Origin of the sequence: Rhodopseudomonas palustris, assembly GCF_007005445.1 — a bacterium.
In the GTDB taxonomy this organism is placed as follows: domain Bacteria; phylum Pseudomonadota; class Alphaproteobacteria; order Rhizobiales; family Xanthobacteraceae; genus Rhodopseudomonas; species Rhodopseudomonas palustris_G.
Map to the genome: position 1 here is coordinate 3,384,051 of NZ_CP041387.1, position 23,580 is coordinate 3,407,630.

At 66.2% G+C, this 23,580-nt stretch carries 23 protein-coding genes and 1 pseudogene; 11 read left to right on the top strand and 13 right to left on the bottom strand.

Translation table 11 applies throughout. The features are described from left to right. The 3 genes from FLL57_RS15445 to FLL57_RS15455 are packed head-to-tail and all read right to left on the bottom strand — an operon-like array spanning position 1 to position 2,816. The gene (locus FLL57_RS15445; protein WP_142883336.1) at positions 1–897 is read right to left on the bottom strand and encodes a manganese/iron ABC transporter ATP-binding protein; all 897 of its coding nucleotides are present in this window, start codon (positions 895–897) and stop codon (positions 1–3) included. Then, on the bottom strand, positions 894–1,811 hold the full coding sequence (locus tag FLL57_RS15450; protein ID WP_142883337.1) for a metal ABC transporter substrate-binding protein: 918 nt from the start codon (positions 1,809–1,811) through the stop codon (positions 894–896). The genes FLL57_RS15445 and FLL57_RS15450 overlap by 4 nt, the downstream gene beginning before the upstream one ends. A gap of 60 nt (positions 1,812–1,871) precedes the next feature. Further along, on the bottom strand, positions 1,872–2,816 hold the full coding sequence (locus FLL57_RS15455; RefSeq protein WP_142884227.1) for a hypothetical protein: 945 nt from the start codon (positions 2,814–2,816) through the stop codon (positions 1,872–1,874). Positions 2,817–3,092: 276 nt separating this feature from the next. Here FLL57_RS15455 and mntR point away from each other — a divergent pair, with 276 nt between their 5' ends. The 3 genes from mntR to FLL57_RS15465 all read left to right on the top strand — a co-directional run bounded on the left by mntR (position 3,093) and on the right by FLL57_RS15465 (position 4,850). Beyond that, on the top strand, positions 3,093–3,557 hold the full coding sequence (gene mntR, locus FLL57_RS15460; RefSeq protein ID WP_013503925.1) for a manganese-binding transcriptional regulator MntR: 465 nt from the start codon (positions 3,093–3,095) through the stop codon (positions 3,555–3,557). A 391-nt stretch (positions 3,558–3,948) separates the two neighbouring features. Then, positions 3,949–4,086 (top strand): hypothetical protein, encoded by a 138-nt coding sequence (locus FLL57_RS23375; protein WP_013503926.1) that lies wholly within the window; start codon positions 3,949–3,951, stop codon positions 4,084–4,086. A 377-nt stretch (positions 4,087–4,463) separates the two neighbouring features. Beyond that, positions 4,464–4,850: a hypothetical protein gene (locus FLL57_RS15465; RefSeq protein WP_013503927.1), complete on the top strand. Its 387-nt coding sequence runs from the start codon at positions 4,464–4,466 to the stop codon at positions 4,848–4,850. Positions 4,851–5,054: 204 nt separating this feature from the next. On the opposite strand, the gene FLL57_RS15470 is transcribed toward FLL57_RS15465, so the two are convergent. Beyond that, positions 5,055–5,912, bottom strand: a complete 858-nt coding sequence (locus FLL57_RS15470; protein ID WP_013503928.1) for a LysR family transcriptional regulator — start codon at positions 5,910–5,912, stop codon at positions 5,055–5,057. Positions 5,913–6,012: 100 nt separating this feature from the next. Here FLL57_RS15470 and FLL57_RS15475 point away from each other — a divergent pair, with 100 nt between their 5' ends. Further along, positions 6,013–6,390, top strand: coding sequence for a tautomerase family protein (locus tag FLL57_RS15475; protein WP_013503929.1), 378 nt, complete (start codon positions 6,013–6,015; stop codon positions 6,388–6,390). Positions 6,391–6,457: 67 nt separating this feature from the next. Then, positions 6,458–6,571 (top strand): annotated as a pseudogene (locus tag FLL57_RS15480) (FitA-like ribbon-helix-helix domain-containing protein); the annotation flags it as partial. A gap of 240 nt (positions 6,572–6,811) precedes the next feature. Here FLL57_RS15480 and ahcY read toward each other — a convergent pair. The 3 genes from ahcY to FLL57_RS15495 form a co-directional block, all read right to left on the bottom strand. Then, positions 6,812–8,221: an adenosylhomocysteinase gene (ahcY, locus tag FLL57_RS15485; RefSeq protein WP_142883338.1), complete on the bottom strand. Its 1,410-nt coding sequence runs from the start codon at positions 8,219–8,221 to the stop codon at positions 6,812–6,814. Between the two features lie 260 nt (positions 8,222–8,481). After that, positions 8,482–9,678, bottom strand: a complete 1,197-nt coding sequence (gene metK / locus FLL57_RS15490) for a methionine adenosyltransferase (protein WP_142883339.1) — start codon at positions 9,676–9,678, stop codon at positions 8,482–8,484. Positions 9,679–9,742: 64 nt separating this feature from the next. After that, positions 9,743–11,095, bottom strand: a complete 1,353-nt coding sequence (locus FLL57_RS15495) for a hypothetical protein (protein WP_142883340.1) — start codon at positions 11,093–11,095, stop codon at positions 9,743–9,745. 205 nt (positions 11,096–11,300) lie between these two features. Between FLL57_RS15495 and FLL57_RS15500 the strand changes: the two genes are divergently transcribed. From FLL57_RS15500 to FLL57_RS15525, 6 genes are all read left to right on the top strand, one after another. After that, the gene (locus FLL57_RS15500) at positions 11,301–12,611 is read left to right on the top strand and encodes a UDP-glucose dehydrogenase family protein (protein ID WP_142883341.1); all 1,311 of its coding nucleotides are present in this window, start codon (positions 11,301–11,303) and stop codon (positions 12,609–12,611) included. 269 nt (positions 12,612–12,880) lie between these two features. Then, positions 12,881–14,062 carry an ABC transporter substrate-binding protein gene (locus FLL57_RS15505; protein WP_142883342.1) on the top strand — a complete coding sequence of 394 codons (1,182 nt, stop codon included), beginning with the start codon at positions 12,881–12,883 and terminating at the stop codon, positions 14,060–14,062. Positions 14,063–14,228: 166 nt separating this feature from the next. Next, entirely contained in the window at positions 14,229–15,101 is an 873-nt protein-coding gene (locus FLL57_RS15510; protein WP_142883343.1) for a branched-chain amino acid ABC transporter permease, read from the top strand. Positions 15,102–15,104: 3 nt separating this feature from the next. Continuing rightward, positions 15,105–16,049, top strand: coding sequence for a branched-chain amino acid ABC transporter permease (locus tag FLL57_RS15515; RefSeq protein ID WP_013503937.1), 945 nt, complete (start codon positions 15,105–15,107; stop codon positions 16,047–16,049). Next, positions 16,046–16,828 (top strand): ABC transporter ATP-binding protein, encoded by a 783-nt coding sequence (locus FLL57_RS15520; protein ID WP_013503938.1) that lies wholly within the window; start codon positions 16,046–16,048, stop codon positions 16,826–16,828. Before FLL57_RS15515 ends, FLL57_RS15520 begins: the two co-directional genes overlap by 4 nt. After that, complete coding sequence (locus FLL57_RS15525; protein WP_142883344.1) at positions 16,821–17,525, top strand: ABC transporter ATP-binding protein; 705 nt, start codon at positions 16,821–16,823, stop codon at positions 17,523–17,525. Before FLL57_RS15520 ends, FLL57_RS15525 begins: the two co-directional genes overlap by 8 nt. 93 nt (positions 17,526–17,618) lie before the next feature. Here the strand turns inward: FLL57_RS15525 and FLL57_RS15530 are convergent, their stop codons facing one another. The 6 genes from FLL57_RS15530 to FLL57_RS15555 form a co-directional block, all read right to left on the bottom strand. Beyond that, positions 17,619–18,599 (bottom strand): IS110 family transposase, encoded by a 981-nt coding sequence (locus FLL57_RS15530; RefSeq protein ID WP_142884228.1) that lies wholly within the window; start codon positions 18,597–18,599, stop codon positions 17,619–17,621. Positions 18,600–18,962: 363 nt separating this feature from the next. Further along, the gene (locus FLL57_RS15535) at positions 18,963–20,084 is read right to left on the bottom strand and encodes a cobalamin-independent methionine synthase II family protein (protein WP_142883345.1); all 1,122 of its coding nucleotides are present in this window, start codon (positions 20,082–20,084) and stop codon (positions 18,963–18,965) included. Positions 20,085–20,099: 15 nt separating this feature from the next. Further along, positions 20,100–20,816 (bottom strand): ABC transporter ATP-binding protein, encoded by a 717-nt coding sequence (locus FLL57_RS15540; protein WP_142883346.1) that lies wholly within the window; start codon positions 20,814–20,816, stop codon positions 20,100–20,102. Between the two features lie 8 nt (positions 20,817–20,824). Beyond that, positions 20,825–21,577: an ABC transporter ATP-binding protein gene (locus FLL57_RS15545; RefSeq protein WP_142883347.1), complete on the bottom strand. Its 753-nt coding sequence runs from the start codon at positions 21,575–21,577 to the stop codon at positions 20,825–20,827. Continuing rightward, on the bottom strand, positions 21,574–22,602 hold the full coding sequence (locus FLL57_RS15550) for a branched-chain amino acid ABC transporter permease (protein ID WP_185966148.1): 1,029 nt from the start codon (positions 22,600–22,602) through the stop codon (positions 21,574–21,576). The genes FLL57_RS15545 and FLL57_RS15550 overlap by 4 nt, the downstream gene beginning before the upstream one ends. After that, the gene (locus tag FLL57_RS15555; RefSeq protein ID WP_013503944.1) at positions 22,602–23,468 is read right to left on the bottom strand and encodes a branched-chain amino acid ABC transporter permease; all 867 of its coding nucleotides are present in this window, start codon (positions 23,466–23,468) and stop codon (positions 22,602–22,604) included. Before FLL57_RS15555 ends, FLL57_RS15550 begins: the two co-directional genes overlap by 1 nt. Between the last annotated feature and the right edge of the window lie 112 nt (positions 23,469–23,580).

Here is a 23,580-nt window from a genome sequence, read left to right on the forward strand (position 1 = left end):
TCAGCTCTCCTGATCCTGCCGCTGGTTGGGCCGGGCGTCGTAGAACACCAGCGGCCGTTCGTCGTCGGTGATCACCGTCAGCCGGCGCTGATCGTCGTCGCTGTGCAGGTCGGCGCCGCCGAGCTGGAAGTTGCGCAGCACGCCGCCGAAGGCGAGCTCGAGATTGCGCTGGGTGAAGGTCTCGGCGGTCGGCCCGGCCGCCAGCACGGTGCGGTTGACGAGCACGACCTGGTCGCAGAACTGCGGAACGCTGCCGAGATCGTGGGTCGAGACCAGGATCAGTTGGCCGGCGTCGCGCAGCTCGCGCAGCAGATCGATGATCGCGGTTTCGGTCTTGACGTCGACGCCGGTGAACGGCTCGTCGAGCAGCACGATCCGGCCGCCCTGCGCCAGCGCGCGGGCGAGAAACACACGCTTCTTCTGGCCGCCGCTGAGCTCGCCGATCTGGCGGTCGCGATAGGCCGTCATGCCGACGCGTTCCAGGGCCTGGTCGACCGCGCGGCGGTCGGCCTGCGACGGAATCCGCAGGAAGTTCATGTGGCCGTAGCGGCCCATCATCACCACGGTCTCGACCAGCACCGGAAAATTCCAGTCGATGTCCTCGCTCTGCGGGACGTAGGCGACGATGTTGCGCTTCAGCGCCCGCGCGACCGGCATCCCGCACAGCTCCACGCTGCCGGCCGACGGCCGCACGAACCCCATGATCGCCTTGAAGATCGTCGACTTGCCGCTGCCGTTGACGCCGACCAGCGCGCAGATCGTCCCGGCGCCGAGCGTGAACGAGGCGTCGCGCACGGCCGTGTAGCCGTTCGGATAGGTCACGTCGAGACCGCGCACCGCGATGCCGGGGACCGCGTCGCCCGCTCCGCGGGCCTCGGCCGGGTCGAACCGGATCATGTCCCGAACCCCTTGGCGATGGTTTCGACGGTCACCTTCAGGAGGTCCAGATAGGTCGGCACCGGACCGCCCGCCGCGCTGAGCGAATCGACATAGAGCACGCCGCCGTAGCGCGCGCCGCTCTCGCGGGCGACCTGCTTGGCGGCGCGGTCCGAGATCGTGCTCTCGCTGAACACCACCGGAATCTTGTTCTTGCGCATCAGGTCGATCACCTTGCGCACCTGCTGCGGCGTGCCCTGCTCGTCGGCATTGATCGGCCAGAGGAACGCCTCCTTCATCTGGTAATCGCGCGTCAGGTAGCTGAACGCGCCTTCGCTCGACACCAGCCAGCGCTGGTCCTCGGGGATCGCGGCGAGCCGGCGCCGCAGCGGCTCGTCGAGCGCCTTGATCCTGGCCGCGTAGTCGGCGGCGTTCTGATCGTAGGCGGCCGCGTTGGCGGGGTCGTATTTCACCAGCGCCTTGCGGATGTTCTCGACATAGATCAGCGCGTTGGACGGCGACATCCAGGCGTGCGGATTGGGCTTGCCGCTGTACGGCCCCTGCGCGATCCCCATCGGGGCGATGCCTTCGGTGACCACGACGCTCGGAACATCCTTCACATTCTCGAAGAACCGCTCGAACCAGCGTTCGAGATTGAAGCCGTTCCACAGCACGAGATCGGCCGCCTGCGCCCGCACGATGTCGAGCGGGGTCGGCTGGTAGTCGTGGATCTCGGCGCCGGGCTTGGTGATCGATTCCACAACCGCCTTGTCGCCGGCGACGTTCTGGGCGATGTCCTGGATCACCGTGAAGGTCGTCACCACGCGAAACGGCTTGCGGGCCTGCGCCTGGCACGGGCCGGCGAGCAGCACGCCCGCGACTGCGGCCGCGACCACGCTGCGCACCCAGCCGCTGCCGATCTGTTTCAGTTTCATCCGTGTCCATCCTGATGCAGTCGCGCGCCGCGGCTCGGGTGTTCGTCGCGGGGCCCGTCGCTAGAAGTGCCAGTTGAGCCGGAGCATCGCCTGCTGGCGCTCGAACTGATCGAGGTTCAGCGGCCGCCGGTCGCCCAGGGCGCCGCCCGCGACCTGAAACTGCCAGGTGCCGGAGATGCCGAATGCCGGCGAGACGTTGTAGGAGAAGGTCGGCCCGAGATAGACGGCATCGCCGACGAAACGGTCGAGCCCGCCGCCGTCATAGGCGCGCAGGTAGCGGACATTGAGACCGGCGAGGAATCCGGGCACGAACGCGTAGGACAGGCCGCCGTGCAGTTGCAGTTCGGAGTCGTGCCCCCAGAGATTGGTCGCGCGCTCGCGGGTGGCGCCGGTGCCGTACCAGACGTTGAAGACGGCGAACAGCCGCTCGGCGATCAGCTCGCGGTCGAACAGCGCCGCGAACTCGCCGCCGTACTGCTCGATCCGGCCGCCTGTCGCCTCGTCGACGCGGGACCAGTTCGGCTGCGCGTGCAGCGTCAGCCCGAACGGCGCCGCCTTGCGATCGACCAGCTTGTAGCGGAACTCGAGCGCGGCACCGTTGAAGGTGAAGTGATGGCGGTCGTCGTGGCCGAACACGCCGTCGATCCGCTGCCCGCCGAACGACAGCCCCGGTGCGATGCGAATCCGATCGGTGAGTGTGTACTTGACCTGGGCCAGCGTCCCCAGCGTGGCGTAGCGGCCGTCGCGCTTGCCGAAGCCGCCGACGTTCTCCATCTCGACCTCGATCTCGCCCTTCTGGCCGATATCGGAGCCCATCGAAAAGCCGAAGATGTGCTCGGTGTCGACGCCTTCGGCGTGGTGCGTGCCCGGCACCGTCGCGGGGCGCTGCATCGCGAAGCTCAAGAGCGACGATGCGGGCAACGACAGCCAGGACGGCGCGTCCTCCGCGGCGGCCGGTGAGATCTCCGCGGCGGCACCGGCCGCGAATGCGGTCGCCACGACCATCCGCCCCCATGACGATGTCCGAGCCGGCGACCGCTTCGCCGTGTCGATCCGAAGTCTCACCTGCGTTCCTTTACTTCCGAGCGCGGCCGAGCGGCGCGCAGTTTCATCCTGCACCGGCCGGCCTTGCGACGGTGGTGCACAATCCCGATATTGTAGCCTTGGCTACATCGTAGAGAACGAGTCGCAACTGTCAATGCCCGATTGTTGCCTCGGCTACATTTTGACGCCGACGAGAATTCGTGCTTTCCGGATCGCAGCAATCGCGAGCGTGAATCAATGAGCCCTGCCGTCCCGCGGAAAGCCCAGCGCAACGACGCTCCCCCGGCCGATCTGCCGACCGAACTGGTGCAGGCCCGCCGCTTCGGCAAGGCCCGGTCGGCGCAGTCGACCGCGATCCTTGAGGACTATGTCGAACTGATCGCCGACCTGTTGGCCGGCACCGGCGAAGCGCGGCCGACCGACATTGCACGCCGCCTCGGCGTCTCGCACGCCACCGCGATCAAGACCATTTCGCGATTGAAGAAGGCCGGGCTGGCGACCTCGCGCCCCTATCGCGGCGTGTTTCTCACCGAGCAGGGCCAGGCGCTGGCGGAACGGTCCCACGCCCGCCATCGGCTGGTGGTCGATCTCTTGCGCGCCGTCGGCGTCCCGCCCGAAGCTGCGGAAGCCGACGCCGAGGGCATGGAGCACCACTGCTCGGAAACCACGCTGAAGGCGTTCGCGCAGTTTCTCCGGTCGTAGATTCGCGGGCCGCCGGACCGCCGGCGCCGTGGCAGGGCCGCGTCGGGATCGGTTTCGCCAAAAGCCAAGGTATCGCTGCGCGGCCCTGCCCCCTGCCGAGAGCTGCAATGTGACGACGCGGAGCGGCTTCTTGATGGCATCATCGGAGGCCGCATCGTCATCACCGCCATGACAGGACTCCATGGGTAGTGGCGGCTCAAGCTTTGCCGATTGGCACGACCGGCTGCGCGCTCATCGTGCCTGATGCACGAAATCGATGGATTGGCGGGCCTAACAGGCGCACGGTGCAGCGACCGGCGCCGGGCGTGCTGCTTTGAGTCGCCCACGCGATGCCGCGCCTCCGCGCTGGCCACCAAGTCACTTCCGTATCCCCATCCAGCAGGAGACCACGATGGCCAAAGGCGAACAGAAGAGTAATCGCGAAGCCAAGAAACCCAAGAAGGAAAAGGTCAAGACCATCGCCGCCGCGCCGAGCCAGAAGACCGGCAATTGGCAGCCGACCCAAGGCGGGACCGGCAAGAAGAAGTAACGCCGGCCGCAACCACCGCGGCCGCGAACCGTGCCGCTCGTTCGTCATTCCGGTTCGCGTCGGATAGCGACACGAACCCGGAAAGCCATTACCGCCACGATCAAGACCGAGATCGCAACGCCGCTTCCCTGCAGCGATCCGTGACCTGAATGGCCGCGGCGACGTCCGGGCCGGCGGACCCTGCCCCTGAGACCTGGCTGCCACGCCACTCGCCCGCGCTCCGCGTCGCGCGCGCGCCGCGTTGAACTCCGGTGCCCCCGTGCTGGACAAAGTGGGAAGCTGACGGACGCCGCCGTAACCGGCTCCGCCCCCATTCTGATCATGCCGATGGGCCGCCGCGAGCTGCGCGGCGCTGCCCAGCAGCCGGGACGCGCCGCATGCCCACCATCATGCTGATTGCCGTGATCGGCATCCTGTTTCTGCAAGCGACCGGCGCGATTCCGCCGAGCAGCGTCGGCGGGCCGATGACGATCGCACTGGCCTTCCTGCTCGGCGCCTTGGCGGTCGGCATCCACGACGCCAAAACTAGGCAACGCGGCCCGCTCGGCTGGATCGTCAGCATCGCGGTCGCCCTCACCGGCGCCTTCCTCTCCGCCCCGCTCGGCGGCATGGCCGTGGCCATGCTGCTCGCCCCGTTCGTGCAGGGCTCGTCGTCCCTCGCCGCCGCCGGCGGCCCGGTGATGGCCATAGCGCTCGCGGGGACGATGATCGTCACGCTGGCGGGAGCATGGGGGGCGATCTGGGTGGTGAACAGGTGGCGGTGAGATTGGCGACGGCTTGGCCGCATCGCGCCCCGCCCCCCCTTTGTCATTCCGGGGCGCGCACAGCGCGAACCCGGAATCCATAACGACCGGCGCCGATGGCTGAATTGCGGTCTCACGATGGGCGGTCGTCACACACGGCGATCGCATCGCAGCCCGCAGGACTAGAATCCTTTTCGACAACTTGTCGAGGTGCCCGCTTGTCAATCAACCGCGCACGGCCTGCTTGTAGGCAGCGGCGAGCGCCGCGACAGCGTCGCGGCCGGGACTGGTCTTGACGCGGCTGTGCAGCACGATCGGCAAAAGCGGCAGCTCGGGCAGCCCGAGCTTTGGCCCGACATCGACCGCGTCCATCGGCAGCATGCGCGGCGACAGCGCCGCGATACCGAGGCCGGCCATCGCCGCAGCCGCCACCGCCAGCACGCCGCCGCCAACGAAGACTTCGGCATAGGCCGCGCCGTGGCGCTCGAGCAGCTGCACCGCCAGCGCCCGCACACCGCAGGGCTCGCCCATCGTCACGATCGGCAGCGGCGCGCTGGCGCGGGGCTGCCAGGCGGGCGCGGCGAACCAGCCGAACCGCTCGCGCGCCACCACCTTGCCGTCGCGGCGCTCGCTGTGCAGGCGCAGCAGCACGGCGTCGAGCTCGCGCCGGTCGAAGCTCTGCAGCAGCTCGCCCGACGAGCCGACGCGCACGGCGATCGCCTGCGCCGGATCGCGCGCGTTCATCCGGGCGATCAGGCCGGGCAGCTCCGGCCCGGCGACATGATCGCTGATCCCAAGTGCGAGGCGCTGCGGCGCCGCGCCGAAGGCCTGCATCGCCCGGTCGTGCGCCTCCAAGAGCGCGCGGGCGTGGCCGAGAAAATCGGCACCGTGCGCGGACAGCTGCACCGAGCGCGGCGTCCGCTCCACCAGCCGTCGGCCGAGCCGCGTTTCGAGGCGCTTCAGCTTCAGGCTGACAGCGGCCTGCGTGGTCTCCAGCGCCTCGGCGGCGCGCGTGAAGCTGCCGTGCTCGACGATGAGCACGAACGCCCGGACGGCATCGAGATCGAGAGCCGCGCTCATCATTTCAAACCGTTATCGCTGAAATGTCCGACAACTGCTTTCCAGAATAGATCGGCGCCGGATAGCGTCAAGCCCGCCACAGCCCTCGCCCCCGGAGCCCGCCATGCCGCGCCTCACCGTCTCGATGCTCGCCGGAAAGCCCGACGCCTATCGCACCGCCATCCTGGACAATCTCTACCGCGCACTACGCGAGACGCTGGGCGTGCCCGACGACGATCAGTTCATCACCCTGACCGAACACGCCCCCGCAAACTTCCGCTTCGGCAACGCCTATGGCGTCGCCCGCAGCGCCGATCTCGTCTACATCCAGATCACCGTCTTCGACACCCGCACGCCCGAGCAGAAAAAGGCGCTGTATCGGCGGATCGCGGAGCTACTCGCGGAGAGCCCGGGACTGCGGCCGGAGGATGTGTTCATCAATGTGTATGATGCGCCGGGGGTGAATTGGTCGGTGGGAGGGGGCGTGGCGCAGTTTGGGTGAGCGGACGAACGAACTTGATGTCCTTCCGTCAAAGACTAACCTGCACCCATCGACGATGGAGGCGACCATGGCGGTGCTGCCGATCCGCAACATCGACGACGCCATGGAAAGGCGGCTTCGCCTCCGCGCAGCCGTCAATGGCCGCTCGGTGGAGGACGAGGCGCGGGACATTCTCCGGTCTAACAGCCGCCGGCTTGTCTTTGTGTAGCGGCGGATTACGCTGCGCTAATCCGCCCTACGAGCTGCCCCCGTAAGTCGGGACACTTCGGACTGAGGGAGTGGCGGAATATCGCCACATAAAGCGAGGCCCCGGAGCGTCGCTCCGGGGCTTCGTTGTTCCGATGGATGGCCGGGTCAAGCCCGGCCATGACAGCCTGAGCAGATAGCAGCGGCCGCATAACGCGACCGCCGCCTCCTCCCATCAATACCGATAATGATCCGCCTTGAACGGCCCCTCGACCTTGACGCCGATGTAGTCGGCCTGGTCCTTGCGCAGCTCGGTGAGCTTGACGCCGATCTTGGCGAGGTGCAGGCGGGCGACCTTTTCGTCCAGCGTCTTCGGCAGCACGTAGACCTTCTTGTCGTACTTGCCCTGGTTCTGGAACAGCTCGATCTGCGCCAGCGTCTGGTTGGTGAACGACGCCGACATCACGAAGCTCGGGTGCCCCATCGCGTTGCCGAGGTTCACCAGGCGCCCTTCCGACAGCAGGATCATCCGCTTGCCGTCCGGGAAGGTGATCTCGTCGACCTGCGGCTTGATGTTGTCCCACTTCATGTTCTTCAGGGTGGCGACCTGAATCTCGTTGTCGAAGTGGCCGATGTTGCAGACGATGGCGCGATCCTTCATCGCGCGCATGTGGTCGATGGTGATGATGTCCTTGTTGCCGGTGGCGGTGACGAAGATGTCGGCGATCGGCGCCGCGTCTTCCATGGTCACCACCTGATAGCCTTCCATCGCCGCCTGCAGCGCGCAGATCGGATCGACTTCCGACACCATCACGCGGCAGCCGGCCTGGCGCAGCGAAGCGGCCGAACCCTTGCCGACGTCGCCGAAGCCGGCGACCATCGCGACCTTGCCCGACAGCATCACGTCGGTGCCGCGGCGGATGCCGTCGACCAGCGATTCACGGCAGCCATAGAGGTTGTCGAACTTCGACTTGGTCACCGAGTCGTTGACGTTGATTGCCGGGAACAGCAGCTTGCCGGCCTTCTCCATGTCGTACAGACGATGCACGCCCGTGGTGGTCTCTTCCGACACGCCCTTGATGTTCTTGGCGAGCGTGGCGAAGTAGCCCTTCGGCTTCTCTTTCAGGATGCGCTTGATCAGCGCGAAGAAGATCTCTTCTTCTTCCGAATTGTGCTGATCGAGGAACATGGTGTCGCCGTTCTCGGCGCGCAGGCCCTGATGCACGAACATGGTGGCGTCGCCGCCGTCGTCGAGGATCATGTTCGGGGTGCCGCCGTCCGACCAGTCGAACAGCTTGGCGGTGTAGTCCCAGTAGTCCTTCAGGCTCTCGCCCTTGACGGCGAACACCGGAATGCCGGCAGCGGCGATCGCGGCGGCGGCGTGGTCCTGGGTCGAGTAGATGTTGCACGACACCCAGCGCACATCGGCCCCGAGCGCCACCAGCGTCTCGATCAGCACCGCGGTCTGGATCGTCATGTGCAGCGAGCCGGCGATCCGCGCGCCCTTCAGCGGCTGCTTGGGGCCGTATTCCTCGCGGGTCGCCATCAGGCCGGGCATTTCGGTCTCGGCCAGCGAGATCTCCTTGCGGCCGAACTCGGCGAGGCCGATGTCCTTGACGATGTAATCGGTGAACTTGGCGGTCATGCGGATGGGTTTCCTGATGTCTGTGTCAGTCGAACTGAGCACTACGAACTGAATCGGGCAGTTTGAGGCAGTGCATCGGCGCTCCCTCTCCCCGCTCGCGGGGAGAGGGCCGGGGTGAGGGGGCGTCGCCGCGAGGCCGGGAGGCTCGGCTGCGCTGAAGCGCCCCCTCACCCGGCCCGACTTCGCTGCGCTTCGCCGGGCCGACCTCTCCCCGCGTGCGGGGAGAGGTGAAGGCGCCGGCTGTGGGCTTACTTTCTCACTTACACCGCACGCTTCATGGCGTCGGCAAGATCGGTCTTCTCCCAGGAGAAGCCGCCATCGGCGTCCGGGGTGCGGCCGAAATGGCCGTAGGACGAGGTCCGGGCGTAGATCGGCTTGTTGAGATCGAGATGGGTGCGGATGCCGCGCGGGGTCAGGTCCATCACCTCGGCCACGATGGTCTCGAGCTTGTCCTCGGCGACCTTTCCGGTGCCGTGGGTGTCGATGTAGATCGACAGCGGGCGCGCCACGCCGATCGCGTAGGCGAGCTGCAGGGTGCACTTGTCGGCGAGGCCGGCGGCGACGACGTTCTTGGCGAGGTAGCGCGCCGCGTAAGCCGCCGAGCGGTCGACCTTGGTCGGATCCTTGCCGGAGAACGCACCGCCGCCATGCGGGGCCGCGCCGCCGTAAGTATCGACGATGATCTTGCGGCCGGTGAGACCGGTGTCGCCGTCCGGACCGCCGATGTAGAACTTACCGGTCGGGTTGATGTGCCAGATCGTCTTGTCGGTGATCCAGCCGGCGGGCAGCGCCTGGCGCACATAGGGCTCGACGCAGTCGCGGATCTGGTTGGAGCTCAGGTCCTCGATCAGGTGCTGATGCGACACCACGATCTCGCGGACGTATTGCGGCTTGCCGTTCTCGTACTGGATCGTCACCTGGCTCTTGCTGTCCGGGCCGAGCACCTTCTCCTTGCCGGAGTGACGGGCTTCCGAGATCAGCCGCAGGATCTTGTGGGCGTAGAAGATCGGCGCCGGCATCAGGTCGGGGGTCTCGTTGGTGGCGTAGCCGAACATGATGCCCTGGTCGCCGGCGCCCTCTTCCTTGTTGGTGCCGGGCTGCAGCGCGTCGACGCCCTGCGCGATGTCGGCCGACTGCGGATGCAGCAGGATTTCGATATCGCAGGTCTTCCAGTGGAAGCCGTCCTGCTCGTAGCCGATGTCCTTGATGGCTTCGCGGACGACGTGCTCGATCTGCTCGTTGGTGACCGAGGCCGGGCCGCGGGTCTCACCGGCGATCACCACCTTGTTGGTGGTCGCGAGCGTTTCGCAGGCGGCACGGATCGCCCACGGATCGATCCCGGCCTTCGGCCCTTCGCGGTAGAACAGATCGACGATCTCGTCGGAAATCCGGTCGCAGACCTTGTCCGGATGGCCTTCGGACACGGACTCACTCGTGAACATATAAGACGCGCGCATCACCAACCCCTTGTCCGCCGGACCCCGGCGGTGTTTTCGTGAAAGATACCTATCCTGAGAGATGTCAGTCGCGCCTGCGCGAGATGACGTAGGATTCGTCGTTGAACCAGAGACCGCTGTGCTTGCGCAGAACTTCTCTGGTGGCTTCCAAGTACTGGCCGTCCCGGGTCACTTCCGTGAGCCGGTCGTCCTCGATCTGCGCGACATACACCGCGGCATTCCATGCTGCAAAGGCCGTCGAATTGCCGATCGGTCCGGTGACCTCATTGGGCAAAGCCTCCATATCGTAGCGAAAGATCGAGCGGTTATCGGCGTAGGCATTGAAGTTCAGGTCTCTACCAGCCGAGCCGAGCTCGTATTTGACCGCGCGCAACAATTCGTGGCGGCTGACCGAGAACGGGTTCTCGTCCGGCCAGATCGATTGGACGATTTCCAATCCGGGATCGTCGCCGTGCGAGTGGATGCCGATCAGCCGGCCGCCGGGGCGCAGCGCCCGGGCCAGCGGCGCGATGATCCGCTTGGCCCGGAAGTTGACGGATGATTTCGCGCGGTAGGGCTGCGAGGCGATGATCAGGTCGAAATTGGCCTCAGTGCGGCCGGCGCGCGGGATCACCGCGTCGAGCAGGAAGCGGTGGTCCTCGCGGTACAGCACGATCGCGACCGGGCGCTCGTACACCGGCATCCCGGTACGCGGGCTGACATTGGCGCGCCAATTGTCCTGCAGGAACGGCGCCAGCTCGGCGATCTGGGTTTCGAATTCGCCCGAAGAGCCGCCGCGCAGCGCCACCTCGTGCCAGATCATCCCGGCGGCGGCGGCCGACGAGGCCGGCGTCAGCCACGGCGCCTCGGCGTAGTTCATGTTGGTGAACACGAACACCGAGGCCGGGTGCTCGAACAGCCGGTCCGGCACCTTGTCGAGCGTCAGCCGCAGATCCTCGACGCTGAGCTCCTTGCCGGAGACGTAGAACGGTATCTGGGGGAACCGCCCATGCATCGCGCGCAACACGCGCGCCAAAACCGTACCGTCCCCGCACCCCGCATCGAACACGCGCAGCGCGGGCGGGCGCGGGTGGATGTTGGCGAGCTCCAGCGCGACGCGGTCCGCCACCACCCGCTTTTCCCCGCAAGTGTGGACGAACAATAGATATTTCTGGCGGTTCTCGAAGAACCGGAAGTTGCTGCGCGGGTCCCGCCGCTCCAGCGGCACCACCAGCCCCCGCGGCGGCGGCGCAACGCCCAGCCCAGCAGCAACAAACGCCTCGATCCGCTCCAGCGTATCCAGCGTGATCCGCTTCCCCTCGCGCAGCCGGTACACCAACTTGCCGTCGTTCACCGCCCGCCGGCCGAACGTCGTCTCGGCCATCCCGGCCTGACGGCAATAGTCCGATATCCGGTTGAGAAGCTGGTCGTTATTCATGCGGGCGGGTGGGCAATTCCGGATTGATGAAGCCCCATAACACGGATTTCCCACCTCCGGAAGCGCAACGATCGGACGAATACCACAGATAAATGGCTACAAACTCCAGTGCGCAGCCACGTAACTGTCATTGGGAAACAGCACTCGATCTGCTAAGAGGCGCGCGAGTCCGGCGAGTCCGGGCGGCTTACAGGACGGTCGAGCGATGCGTATCACGATGATCGGGACGGGTTATGTGGGGCTGGTGTCCGGGGCGTGCTTTGCGGACTTCGGCCATCAGGTGACCTGCGTCGACAAGGACGAGGCCAAGATTGCGGCCCTGCATCGGGGCGAAATTCCGATTTACGAACCGGGGCTTGACGAACTGGTCGCGGCCAACGTCAAGGCCGGACGGCTCGACTTCACCACCGACCTGACCGCCCCGGTGGGCGAAGCGGATGCGGTGTTCATCGCGGTCGGGACCCCGTCGCGGCGCGGCGACGGCCATGCGGACCTGTCCTATGTGTATGCGGCCGCGAAGGAAATCGCCGCTGCCCTAAAGGGCTTCACGGTCGTGGTGACCAAGTCGACGGTGCCGGTCGGCACCGGCGACGAGGTCGAGCGGCTGATCCGCGAGACCAATCCGGCGGCCGATGCGGCGGTCGCCTCGAATCCGGAGTTCCTGCGCGAGGGCGCGGCAATCCGCGATTTCAAGTTCCCCGACCGGATCGTGATCGGCACGGCCGACGAGCGCGCCCGCAAGGTGATGGGCGAGATCTACCGCCCGCTGTCGCTGAATCAGGGCCCGCTGATGTACACCGCGCGGCGCACCGCCGAGCTGATCAAATACGCCGCCAACGCGTTCCTGGCGACCAAGATCACCTTCATCAACGAGATGGCGGACCTCGCCGAAAAGGTTGGCGCCGACGTCCAGGACGTCGCCCGCGGCATCGGAATGGACAACCGGATCGGCGCCAAATTCCTGCACGCCGGCCCGGGCTTCGGCGGCTCGTGCTTCCCCAAGGACACCCGCGCCCTGGTGAAGATCGGCCTCGATTACGAGGCGCCGCTGCGTATCGTCGAGGCGGTGATGGCGGTCAACGACAACCGCAAGCGCGCGATGGCCCGCAAGGTATCGGCGGCGCTCGGCGGCAACATGCGCGGCAAGACCGTCGCGGTGCTCGGCCTCACCTTCAAGCCGGACACCGACGACATGCGCGAGGCGCCGTCGATCCCGCTGGTGACCAGCCTCACCGACATGGGCGCCAAGGTGAAAGCATTCGATCCCGCCGGCATGGACCACGCCAAGTCCGAACTTCCGGACATCACCTATTGCGAAGATGCTTACGACTGCGCCAAGGGCGCGGACGCGCTGGTGATCGTCACCGAATGGGTGCAATTCCGCGCGCTCGACCTGCCGCGGCTGAAGGCCGCGATGGCGCAGCCGATCGTGGTCGACCTGCGCAACATCTACCGCCCCGCCGAAATGGCCGAGCATGGCTTCAGCTATCACAGCGTCGGCCGCGGCGACGCGTAGTTGCCCGCCGGCGCTGCTGATTTCGTAGCGCCGGTCGCCGCCGCAAGGCCCCGCTCTCCGATCTCTATCCTGCTTGCCGATCGCGCCGCACCAGCGGCCGCGATCGCGCGCCTGCGCAACACTATTGACCGACCGTTCGGTTAAGCATTACGATCAGCAGAAAGCATAAGGTGCGATCGGCGCGGTCGGCGTCGTATAAGGCACCGGGATTGGATCAGGCCGAAGACGCTCGGAAGAAGCGCGCGGCCTGCAACGGAGGAAACGGATTCATGGCTCACTATACGCATGTCCTGCGCAGCGTCGCCGTCGGTGCGACGGCCCTGGCGCTGTCCAGCTTTTCGCTGATGCACACCGCTTTGGCCGCCTCGACCATCAAGCTCGGTTCGGTGTTGTCGATCACCGGCCCGGCGTCGTTTCTCGGCGATCCCGAGGACAAGACGCTGAAAATGTACGTCGACAAGCTCAACGCCGCGGGCGGCGTCGACGGCAAGAAGATCGAGCTCGTCGTCTATGACGACGGCGGCGACGCCAACAAGGCACGCACCTTCGCCACCCGCCTGGTCGAAGACGACAAGGTGGTGGCGATGATCGGCGGCTCCACCACCGGCACCACGATGGCGATGATCCCGGTGTTCGAGGAAGCGCAGATCCCGTTCATCTCCTTCGCAGGCGCGGTCGAGATCATCGAGCCGGTGCGCAAATACGTGTTCAAGACCCCGCACACCGACAAGATGGCGTGCGAAAAGATCTTCGAGAACATCAAGGCGCGCAAATTCACCAAGGTGGCGATGATCTCCGGCACCGACGGCTTCGGCTCGTCGATGCGGGCGCAGTGCCTGAAGGTCGCCCCGGCCTACGGCGTCAGCATCGTGGCCGAGGAAACCTACGGGCCGCGCGACAGCGACATGACCGCCCAGCTCACCAAGATCAAGGCCGCCCCCGGCGTCGAAGCGGTGGTCAATCCCGGCTTCGGCCAGGGCCCGGCGATCGTCACCCGCAACTACGCCCAGCTCGGCATGTCGTCGACGCCGCTGTACCAGAGCCACGGCGTCGCCTCGAAGAGCTTCATCGAGCTCGCCGGCCCGGCGGCGGAAGGCGTGCGGCTGCCGGCCGCGGCATTGCTCGTCGCCGACAAGCTGCCCGACAACGATCCGCAGAAGAAGGTCGTGACCGAGTACAAGAAGACCTACGAGGACACCACCAAGCAGCCGGTCTCGACCTTCGGCGGCCACGCCTATGACGGCCTCACCATCCTGGTCGAGGCGATGCAGCGGGCGAAGTCGACCGATCCGAAGAAGGTCCGCGACGAGATCGAAAAGACCAAGGGCTTCGTCGGCACCGGCGGCATCGTCACGATGTCACCGACCGATCACCTCGGCCTCGACCTGTCGGCGTTCAAGATGCTGGAAGTCAAGAACGGCGACTGGACGCTGGTGCAGCCGGGAAGCTGAGCAAGTCGGGAGTCATTCCGGGGCGCGGGCACCAGCCCGCGAACCCGGAATCTAGACCTGACAACTTCTAGATTCCGGGTTCGCGCGTTTCACGCGCGCCCCGGAATGACGAGTGTCCTGAGCGGTCTGCCGCGCGTTCAATCGATCTGAAAGTCACTCCGGCACCATGTCCGAACTGCTGCAATTCTTGATCTCGGGGCTGACGGTCGGGGCGGTGTATGCGCTGGTCGCGCTCGGCTTCACGCTGGTCTATCACGCTGCCGACGTCGTCAATTTCGCCCAGGGCGAATTCGTCATGCTCGGCGGCATGGTCACGGTGTTCGCCTATGCGGCCGGCGTGCCGCTGCCGCTGGCGGCCTTGCTGGCGGTGATCGTCGCGGTCGTGGTCGGATTGTTGCTGTATTGGCTGGCCATCGCGCCGGCCCGCGGCGCCTCGGCGGTGTCGCTGATCATCATCACCATCGGCGCTTCGATCCTGCTGCGCGGCGCGGCGCAGATCGTGTTCGACAAGCAATTCCACAAGCTGCCGGCGTTCTCCGGCGATACGCCGATCCACCTGCTCGGCGCGGTGATCCAGCCGCAGAGCCTGTGGGTACTCGGCGGCGCCGCACTGGTGGTGCTGACGCTGTACTATGTGATGGAGCGCACCCTGATCGGCAAAGCGGTGGTCGCGACCGCCGCCAATCGCCTGGCGGCGCGGCTGGTCGGCGTCAACGTCACCACCGTGATGGCGCTGGCATTCGGCGGCTCGGCGGCGATCGGCGCGATCGCCGGCATTCTGATCACCCCGATCACCCTGACCAGCTACGACGTCGGCACGCTGCTGGCGCTGAAAGGCTTTGCGGCCGCGATGCTCGGCGGCATGGGCAATCCGCTCGGCGCAGTGATCGGCGGGCTGCTGCTCGGCCTGCTGGAGTCGTTCGGCGCCGGCTATGTGTCGTCGACCTACAAGGACGCCATCGCCTTCATCGTCATCCTCGCCGTGCTGTTCGTCGCGCCGCAGGGGCTGGTCGGCCGTCGCACCGTCGAGCGGGTCTGAGTGATGCTGAACCTGCTCGGCCGACGGTCCGCCATTCTGATCGCGCTCGCCGTGGTGATGGCGGTGCTGCCGCTGCTGTTTCCATCGAGCTACTACTTCCGCGTCGCGGCCCTGGTGTGGGTCTCGGCGCTGGCGGCGATCGGGCTGAACATCCTGATGGGCAAGGCCGGCCAGGTCAGCCTCGGCCATGCCGGCTTCTTCGGCATCGGCGCTTATGCAGTGGCGATCGGGCCGGCGCATTTCGGGCTGCATGCCCTGCTCGCGGTGCTGGTCGGCGCCCTTCTCTCCGCTATGCTCGCCTTTCTGGTCGGCCGGCCGATTCTGCGGCTGAAGGGACACTATCTGGCGATCGCCACCCTCGGGCTCGGCGTGCTGGTGGCAATGGTGATCACCACCGAGAGCGGCTGGACCGGCGGCCCGGACGGCATGCCGGTGCCGAAGCTCAGCCTGTTCGGCTGGCGCGTCTCCGGCTCGACCACCTGGTACTGGATCACGGCGGGACTGCTGCTGATCGGCACCTGGTTCGCGCTCAACCTCGACGACACGCCCACCGGACGCGCCTTCCGGGCGCTGCACGACAGCGAGATCGCCGCGCGCACCGCGGGCGTGCATGTCGAGCGCTTCAAGCTGCAGGCGTTCGTCATCGCCGCGGTGTACGCCTCGATCGCCGGCTCGGCGCTGGCGATGATGAACGGCTTCGTCAATCCGGATCAGGCCGGATTCCTGCATTCGGTCGAACTGGTGACGATGGTGGTGCTCGGCGGCCTCGGCTCGATCGTCGGCAGTATCGTCGGCGCCGCAGTGCTGGTGGTGCTGCCGCAATTGCTGACGGTGTTTCAGGACTACGAGCATTTTCTGCTCGGTCTGATCATCATCGTGTCGATGATCTTCATGCGCGACGGCATGGTGCCGATGCTGGCAAAGCTGACCATGAGGGCGCGGCGATGACGCTTCTGAAGGTCAGCGATGTCGGCATCTCGTTCGGCGGCGTCAAGGCGATCGACGGCGTCGGGTTCTCGGTAGCGCCGAGCGAAATCCTATCGATCATCGGCCCCAACGGCGCCGGCAAGACAACGCTGTTCAACGTCGTCTCCGGGATGTACGCCGCCGACCACGGCCGGATCGAACTCGACGGCAACGACGTCACCGGCCTGCCGCCCGACGAGCTCGCTGCGCGCGGGCTGTCGCGGACCTTCCAGAACCTGCAGATCTTCCACCGCATGACCGCTGCCGAAAACGTCATGGTCGGTCGGCACCTGCAGGAGCGCTGCAGCCTGTTCGCCGACCTGCTGCGCCTGCCCTCGGTGACGCGCCAGAACCGTGCCACCCGCGCGGCCGCGCTGACGCTGCTCGATCAGGTCGGCCTCCGCGACGTCGCCGACGTCGCCGCCGGATCGCTGTCCTACGGCGCAAGCAAGCGGCTGGAGATCGCCCGCGCGCTCGCCGCCGAGCCGCGGGTGCTGCTGCTCGACGAGCCGGCCGCCGGGTGCAATTCGGTCGAGACCGAAGAGATCGACCGGCTGATCTGCCGCGTCGCCGACCAGGGCATCGCGGTGGTGCTGGTCGAACACGACATGAAGCTGGTGATGAAGATCTCGCATCGCATCCTGGTGCTCAATCAGGGCCGGATGCTGGTCGAAGGCACGCCCGACGAGGTGCGGCACAATCCGCTGGTGGCGGAAGCCTATCTGGGCCGTCACGGCGCGCGGGAGGCGGCGCGTGCTTGAGGTCAAGGATCTGCACAGCGGCTACGGCCGGATCGACGTGCTGAAAGGCATCGGCCTTGAAGTGCGCGAAGGCGAGGTGGTGGCGCTGATCGGCTCCAACGGCGCCGGCAAGACCACGCTGCTGCGCGCGCTGTCCGGCGTGCAGCCGGTCTCCGGCGGCGAAATACGCTTCCTAGGCCAGCGGATCGACAAGCTGCCGCCGCACAAGCGCGTCGGCCTCGGCATCACCCAGTCGCCGGAGGGCCGGCAGATTTTCGGGCCGCTCAGCGTCGCCGACAATCTGCGGCTCGGCGCCTATTTGCGCAAGGACGACGGCATCGAAGTCGACCGCGAGCGGGTCTATGCGATGTTCCCGATCCTGAAGGACAAGCGCGACCAGCAGGCCAGCGGCCTGTCCGGCGGCCAGCAGCAGATGCTGGCGATCGGCCGCGCGCTGATGGGCAAACCGAAGCTGCTGCTGCTCGACGAGCCGTCGCTCGGACTGTCGCCGATCCTGGTCGACCAGATCCTCGACGCCGTGACGGCGATGCGGAAGAGCGGCATCACCATCCTGCTGGTCGAACAGAACGCCGTTGCCGCACTCGAAATCGCCGACCGCGGCTACGTGATCGAAACCGGCCGCATCGTCCACACCGGGCCCGCGGCGGAGCTGCTCACCGATCCGAAGGTGAAGGCGGCTTATTTGGGGATCGACTGAAGGCGATCGATCAGGGACGCCTCATTCCACCCTACACCGTCATTCCGGGGCGCGAGCGCCAGCTCGTGAACCCGGAATCTACCGTGTCTCCTGTCAAGTCAGTGATGCGCCTTTCCAGGGCTGTCCGGACCTCAGAACAGCATTGGCGAACACGACGAGCCGGCGGAGCACAGCGATGAGTGCAACCTTCACTGGCTTGCCGTCGGCGATCAGGCGTTCGTAGAACGGTCGCAGGATTTTATTGTGCCGGCTGGCGGCGACGGCCGCCATGTAGAGGATGTGTCGGACGGCCGCACGGCCGCCGCGGATGCGGGCCGGAGCGGTCATCGTACCGCTTTGGCGAACGAACGGCGCCACGCCGACCAGCGCTGCGGCGGCCTTGTTGTCGACGCGGCCGAGCTCGGGCACCATGGCGATCAGGGTCATCGCCGAGGTGACGCCGATGCCTTTGATGGTGGTGAGCAGGCGTTGGGCCGCGACCAGGTCGGCGCTCTGGCGGAGCAGGGTCTGCATCCTCTGCTGGAGTGATTTGTCTTCGGCCCGAAGCATGTCGAGGTGCTGCTCGATCGCCTGCCGGATCTCGGCGAGCCGCGTCGTCGCCAGCCGGCAACTCTCGGCGTGGATCATCTGTTTGAGCTGGTCGCGGCGGCTGGCGCATTCATGAAGCGCCTCCCGGACCGGATTTTCCTCGAGTTCGACGTGATCGGGCTTGCGGCCTCGGATTTCGTCGGGGCTCGCCGCATATGCCGCGAGCAGGCGCGCGTCCGACGTATCCGATTTGGCGTTCTGGCCGATCAGCGTGCGATAGGCTGCGAACCGCGACGTGTGCACGATCTCGACCGGCAGACCCGCTTGGCGCAGCGCCTTGACCAGCGGCTTCTCATAGCCGCCGGTCGGTTCGACCGCGATCCGCGTCAACTGCGGCCCGGCGCCAAGACGCTGAACCAGCTCTGAGATCGCGTCCGGGCGGTTCGCGTAATGAGCGCGACCGCCTCGATGCCATGCCACGTCGAGGCTCGCGCCGCCGACGTCGATGCCGATGAAGATGTTGTCCGACGAAGAGGAGGCTGTCATGATGTCCCTGCCTTGTTCCACGAGGCAAGGCCGGCGCCTGGATCGTCTATCGTGCGGCCAGCACTTACTACCGTCCGGGTGTCCGGCCTTTTCGACCAAACGAGGCGGGGAACGAGATTCCGACGGTCGCCAACGACCTTCCCGAGAACTCGTTACGCCCGCCCCGATGACCTCTTAGACTATCCCGAGGTCACCCGAGACTTACGATCCCGCGGTTGTGGTGCACCCGGTTCGCTTCAATATCTCCAGATTCCGGGTTCGCTCGCTTCGCGAGCGCCCCGGAATGACGGGGGCTCTTTTGATATGCAAATGGCCGGGACGAGCCCGGCCATCACGCAGATCCAACAAGCTCGAGCGAGGCGCTTACTTTCCCCAGACTTCCTGCGCCACTTCCACCGCGAGGCGCAGCTTGTCCCACTGCTCCTGCTCGGACAGGATGTTGCCCTCTTCGGTCGAGGCGAAGCCGCACTGCGGCGACAGCGCGAGCTGGTCGAGCGGCACGAATTTCGACGCCTCTTCGAGCCGGCGCTTGATCGCGTCCTTGCTCTCCAGTTCGCCGAACTTCGAGGTGATGACCCCGACCACCACAACCTTGTTGCCCTTGGGCAGGAACCGCAGCGGCTCAAAGCCACCGGCGCGCTCGGAATCGTATTCCAGGAAATAGCCGTCGTAATTGATGCCGCCGAGCAGCGTCTCGGCGACCGGCTCGTAGCCGCCGGACGAAATCCAGGTCGAACGGAAGTTGCCGCGGCAGACGTGGGTGGTGATCACCATGTCGGCCGGACGATCGGCGATCGCGTAATTGATCACTCGCGCATAGATCTGCTGCAGATTGTCCGGATTGTCGCCGCGGTCGCGCGCCTTCTGTAATTCGTCCTGCGAGCACAGATACGCCCACACGGTGTCGTCGAACTGCAGATAGCGGCAGCCGGCGTCGTAGAATGCCTTCACCGCCTTGCGATAAGTCTTGGCGAGATCCTGGAAGAAGCCGTCGAGATCCGGATAGACCTCGCTGGAGATAGCCTTGCGGCCGCCGCGGAAGTGCAGCACGGCCGGCGACGGAATCGTCATCTTCGGCGTCACATGTGCAATATCGGCGTGCTTCTTCAGGAAGCGGAAGTGATCGAGCATCGGATGATCGTCGGGGAAGTCGAGCTTGCCGATCACCCGGATCGAATCGTTGCGGGTCTGCACGCCGGCGAACTGAATGCCGGTGTCGGGATGGTAGAGCTCGCAGCCGGTGAGATGGCTCAGGAAGTCGAAGTGCCACCACGAGCGACGGAACTCGCCGTCGGTGGCGAGCTTCAGGCCGATCGCCGACTGCTTATGGACGACCTTCTCGATCTCCATGTCCTCGATTTCGCGTAAGTTGGCCGCGGTGATCTCGCCCTTCTCCAGCTTGGCGCGGGCTTCCTTGATCTTCTGAGGCCGCAGCAGGCTGCCGACCTCGTCGGCGCGGAACGGTGGCTTTGTCCTTTGCGTCATTTCAACTCCCCAGGGTCAGCTCTTGGCTCCGCCGGAGACGCCCAGATAGCGCTCCAACGTCGCGGCATCGTCCTTCAGCGCCGCGCTCGCCGCATCATGCACGATCGCGCCGCGTTCCAATATCACAACCCGATCGGCGAGCTGGAGGATTTTTCGCGCGTTCTGCTCGACGATGATCGAGCAGATGCCGCCGGAGCGGGTGATGGTGCCGAGCGCGGTTAGCAATTCGTCAACGATGATCGGCGCCAGCCCCTCGGTCGGCTCGTCGAGCAGCAGCACCTTGGGATTGAGGGTCAGCGCGCGGCCGATCGCCAGCATCTGCTGTTCGCCGCCGGAGAGCTGGTTGCCGAAATTGCTGCGCCGCTCCTCGAGCCGCGGAAACATCTCGTACACCCGCGCCACCGTCCACGGTCCCGGCTGCGCTACCGCAGTCAAGTTCTCCTCGACGGTGAGCGACTTGAAGATGTTGCGCTCCTGCGGCACCCAGCCGATACCGGCACGCGCCCGCTGATCAGGCCGCAGTGCGGTGACATCGACGCCGCCGACCGCGATCGTGCCGGAGAACCGGCGGGTAACGCCGACGATCGAGTTGATCAGCGTGGTCTTGCCGGTGCCGTTGCGGCCGAGCAGCGCCAGCACCTCGCCTTCGGTGAGGCGCAGCGACATCTGGGGGATCACCACCGCCTCGCCGTAGCCGGCGCGGAGCTTGTCGATCGTCAGCAAGTCAGACATTGACACGCTCAAACATGGGCATCCTCGCCGAGATACACCGCCTTGACCTGCGGGTCGCGCGCCACCTCTTCCGGCGTACCTTCTGTCAGCAGCGCACCGGAGACCAGCACCGAGATGCGGTCGGCGAACGAAAACACCAGGTCCATGTCGTGCTCGATCAGCAGCACCGTCACCTCGCGCGGCAGGCCGGCGACCGCGGCGAGAATGTCATGGCGCTCGCTCTCCGGCACGCCGGCGGCCGGCTCGTCGAGCAGCAGCACGCGCGGCTTGGTGGCGATCGCCACCGCGATCTCCAAGAGGCGCTGCTTGCCATAGGGCAGCGTGCCGGTCGGCTCGTTCATCACGTCGAGCAGCTTGAAGCGCTCGAGGTTATCGGCGATCTCGGCATTGATGTCGGCGCGGGTGCCCATCCGCCGCCACCAGTCGCCGCCATGACCGGAGCGTTCCGACACCGCAAGACCGATGGTCTCGAGCGGCGTCAGGTCGGCATAGAGCTGATTGATCTGGAAAGTACGCGACAACCCGCGCAGCACCCGCTTGTGGACCGGCATGTGGGTGATGTCGTTGCCTTCGAGCAGGATGCGGCCGCCGTTCGGCTTGAGCACACCGGTGAGCTGGTTGATCACCGTGGTCTTGCCGGCGCCGTTCGGACCGATCAACGCGTGGCGTGCGCCGGCTTCGACGCTCAGCGAGAGATTGCGGGTGACATTGAGCCCGCCGAAGTGCTTTTCCAGACCGATGGTCTGCAGCGCAAACGTCATTCGGCGGCCCCCGCATTGGTGTTGCGCCCCCGCAGCGCGCGCATCACCGCACGCGGCAGGAAAAGCACCCAGCGATGCAGCCGCTCGCGGCCGATCATCACGATCACTACCAGCACCAGGCCGATCCAGAACAGCCAATATTGCGGCGTGAGGATCGAGAACGTCTCCTGAAGCAACTTGAACACCACCGCGCCGATCAGCCCGCCGTACAGATAGCCGGTGCCGCCCAGCACCAGCACCAGGATCAGATCGGCCGAGCGTTCGAACGAAAACACGTCCAGCGAGGCGAGCTGGGTGGTCTGGGTAAACAGCGCGCCGGCGATGCCGGCGTAGAACGCCGCGAAGGTGTAGATCGCGACCAGACGGGTGTTGACCGGGATGCCCACCGCCGAGGCCCGCAGTGGATTGTTGCGGATTGCGCGCAACGACAGGCCGAACGGCGAATGCACCACCCGGCGCGCCAGCAGGAACAGCACGAACAGTACCGCGACGGTGTACCAGAACCCGACCTTGCCGAAGATGTCGAACTCGAAGATGCCGAGCAGCGGTTGCATCACGATGCCCTGCAGGCCGTCGGTGCCGCCGGTGATGTCGGAGAACCGCTCCGCCAGCGCTTCGAGCAGCAGCGCGATGCCGAGCGTCACCATCAGCCGGGTGAGGTCAACGCCGCGGATCACGAGGAAGCTGGTGGCGAAGCCGAGCACCGCAGCGACGAGACCGGCGACCAGCAGCGCCAGCACTGGCTCGCCGACGATGCCATGCAGCGCCAGCAGGCCGGCACAATAAGCGCCGACGCCGAAGAACGCGGCGTGGCCGAGCGAGACGATGCCGGCATAGCCGAGGATCAGATCGAGCGACAGCGCGAACAGGCCGAGCCGGACGATCTCGGTCATGATCAGATAGCGCGACGGAAACAGCAGGCCGCAGCCGATCAGAACGGCCCAGAACACGAATTCGGCCCAGTGCCAGCGTGCGGTGCGGCGGGCGTGGAAGCCGACGATTTCGGGAGGAGTCGACATGGTCATCAGCGCGCCGCGGTGCGGCCGAACAGGCCGTTGGGTCGCCAGATCAGGATCACGATCATGATGGTGTAGATCACGAACGGACCGAGCTTGGGCAGATAGTATTTGCCGGCGACGTCGCCGATGCCGAGCAGCAGCGAGGCGAGGAATGGCCCGGTGATCGACGACGAGCCGCCGACCGTGACCACGATCAGGAAGTAGATCATGAACTTCAGCGGAAAGTACGGATCGAGCCCGAGGATCTCGGCGCTCAGCGCGCCGCCGAAGCCGGCCAGCCCGCAGCCGAACGCGAAGGTCAGCGCGAATACCTGCGGCACGTTGATGCCGAGGCCGGATGCGACGCGCGGATCATCGACCGCGGCGCGCAGCCGGCTGCCGAACCGCGTCTTCGCCAGGGTCAGTTGCAGGCCGACGGTCAGGAGACCGCAGATCACGATGATCATCAGTCGGTAGCGGCCGATGCCGACGCCGAACAGGTCGATCTGGCCCTGCAGCGCTTCCGGCAACTGCATGAACACCCGCGACGAGCCCATGATGTAATCGACCGCGGCGACCGACATGAACACCAGCCCGACGCTGAACAGCACCTGGTCGAGATGCGACCGGGCGTAGAGGTGCCGGTACAGCAGCCGCTCCAGCACCGCGCCGATCGCTGCGCTGGCGAGGAAGGCGAGCGGCAGCGCGGCGAGGAACGGCCAGCCGGCCTGATTGACCAGCACGGCGCAGACATAGCCGCCGGCCATCGCGAATGCGCCGTGCGCGAGATTGACGAAATTCATCAGCCCGAGCGTCACCGCAAGCCCGCACGCGAGCACGAACAGCAACATGCCGTAGGCGACACCGTCGAAAAGAATGGTGAGCAGGGTCATGGGCTCGCATCACTTCGCTGTCATCATTCCGGGGCGCTCGCGCCAGCGAGCGAACCCGAAATCCAGAGGTTGTTGAGCGAGATTCCGGGCTCGCGCTGCGCGCGCCCCGGAA

Excerpts from the sequence above, each read along its gene's own strand:
- FLL57_RS15445 (WP_142883336.1), bottom strand. The coding sequence starts at position 897 with ATGATCCGGTTCGACCCGGCCGAGGCCCGCGGAGCGGGCGACGCGGTC.
- FLL57_RS15450 (WP_142883337.1), bottom strand. The coding sequence starts at position 1,811 with ATGAAACTGAAACAGATCGGCAGCGGCTGGGTGCGCAGCGTGGTCGCG.
- FLL57_RS15455 (WP_142884227.1), bottom strand. The coding sequence starts at position 2,816 with ATGGTCGTGGCGACCGCATTCGCGGCCGGTGCCGCCGCGGAGATCTCA.
- mntR (WP_013503925.1), top strand. The coding sequence starts at position 3,093 with ATGAGCCCTGCCGTCCCGCGGAAAGCCCAGCGCAACGACGCTCCCCCG.
- FLL57_RS23375 (WP_013503926.1), top strand. The coding sequence starts at position 3,949 with ATGGCCAAAGGCGAACAGAAGAGTAATCGCGAAGCCAAGAAACCCAAG.
- FLL57_RS15465 (WP_013503927.1), top strand. The coding sequence starts at position 4,464 with ATGCCCACCATCATGCTGATTGCCGTGATCGGCATCCTGTTTCTGCAA.
- FLL57_RS15470 (WP_013503928.1), bottom strand. The coding sequence starts at position 5,912 with ATGATGAGCGCGGCTCTCGATCTCGATGCCGTCCGGGCGTTCGTGCTC.
- FLL57_RS15475 (WP_013503929.1), top strand. The coding sequence starts at position 6,013 with ATGCCGCGCCTCACCGTCTCGATGCTCGCCGGAAAGCCCGACGCCTAT.
- ahcY (WP_142883338.1), bottom strand. The coding sequence starts at position 8,221 with ATGACCGCCAAGTTCACCGATTACATCGTCAAGGACATCGGCCTCGCC.
- metK (WP_142883339.1), bottom strand. The coding sequence starts at position 9,678 with ATGCGCGCGTCTTATATGTTCACGAGTGAGTCCGTGTCCGAAGGCCAT.
- FLL57_RS15495 (WP_142883340.1), bottom strand. The coding sequence starts at position 11,095 with ATGAATAACGACCAGCTTCTCAACCGGATATCGGACTATTGCCGTCAG.
- FLL57_RS15500 (WP_142883341.1), top strand. The coding sequence starts at position 11,301 with ATGCGTATCACGATGATCGGGACGGGTTATGTGGGGCTGGTGTCCGGG.
- FLL57_RS15505 (WP_142883342.1), top strand. The coding sequence starts at position 12,881 with ATGGCTCACTATACGCATGTCCTGCGCAGCGTCGCCGTCGGTGCGACG.
- FLL57_RS15510 (WP_142883343.1), top strand. The coding sequence starts at position 14,229 with ATGTCCGAACTGCTGCAATTCTTGATCTCGGGGCTGACGGTCGGGGCG.
- FLL57_RS15515 (WP_013503937.1), top strand. The coding sequence starts at position 15,105 with ATGCTGAACCTGCTCGGCCGACGGTCCGCCATTCTGATCGCGCTCGCC.
- FLL57_RS15520 (WP_013503938.1), top strand. The coding sequence starts at position 16,046 with ATGACGCTTCTGAAGGTCAGCGATGTCGGCATCTCGTTCGGCGGCGTC.
- FLL57_RS15530 (WP_142884228.1), bottom strand. The coding sequence starts at position 18,599 with ATGACAGCCTCCTCTTCGTCGGACAACATCTTCATCGGCATCGACGTC.
- FLL57_RS15535 (WP_142883345.1), bottom strand. The coding sequence starts at position 20,084 with ATGACGCAAAGGACAAAGCCACCGTTCCGCGCCGACGAGGTCGGCAGC.
- FLL57_RS15540 (WP_142883346.1), bottom strand. The coding sequence starts at position 20,816 with ATGTCTGACTTGCTGACGATCGACAAGCTCCGCGCCGGCTACGGCGAG.
- FLL57_RS15545 (WP_142883347.1), bottom strand. The coding sequence starts at position 21,577 with ATGACGTTTGCGCTGCAGACCATCGGTCTGGAAAAGCACTTCGGCGGG.
- FLL57_RS15550 (WP_185966148.1), bottom strand. The coding sequence starts at position 22,602 with ATGACCATGTCGACTCCTCCCGAAATCGTCGGCTTCCACGCCCGCCGC.
- FLL57_RS15555 (WP_013503944.1), bottom strand. The coding sequence starts at position 23,468 with ATGACCCTGCTCACCATTCTTTTCGACGGTGTCGCCTACGGCATGTTG.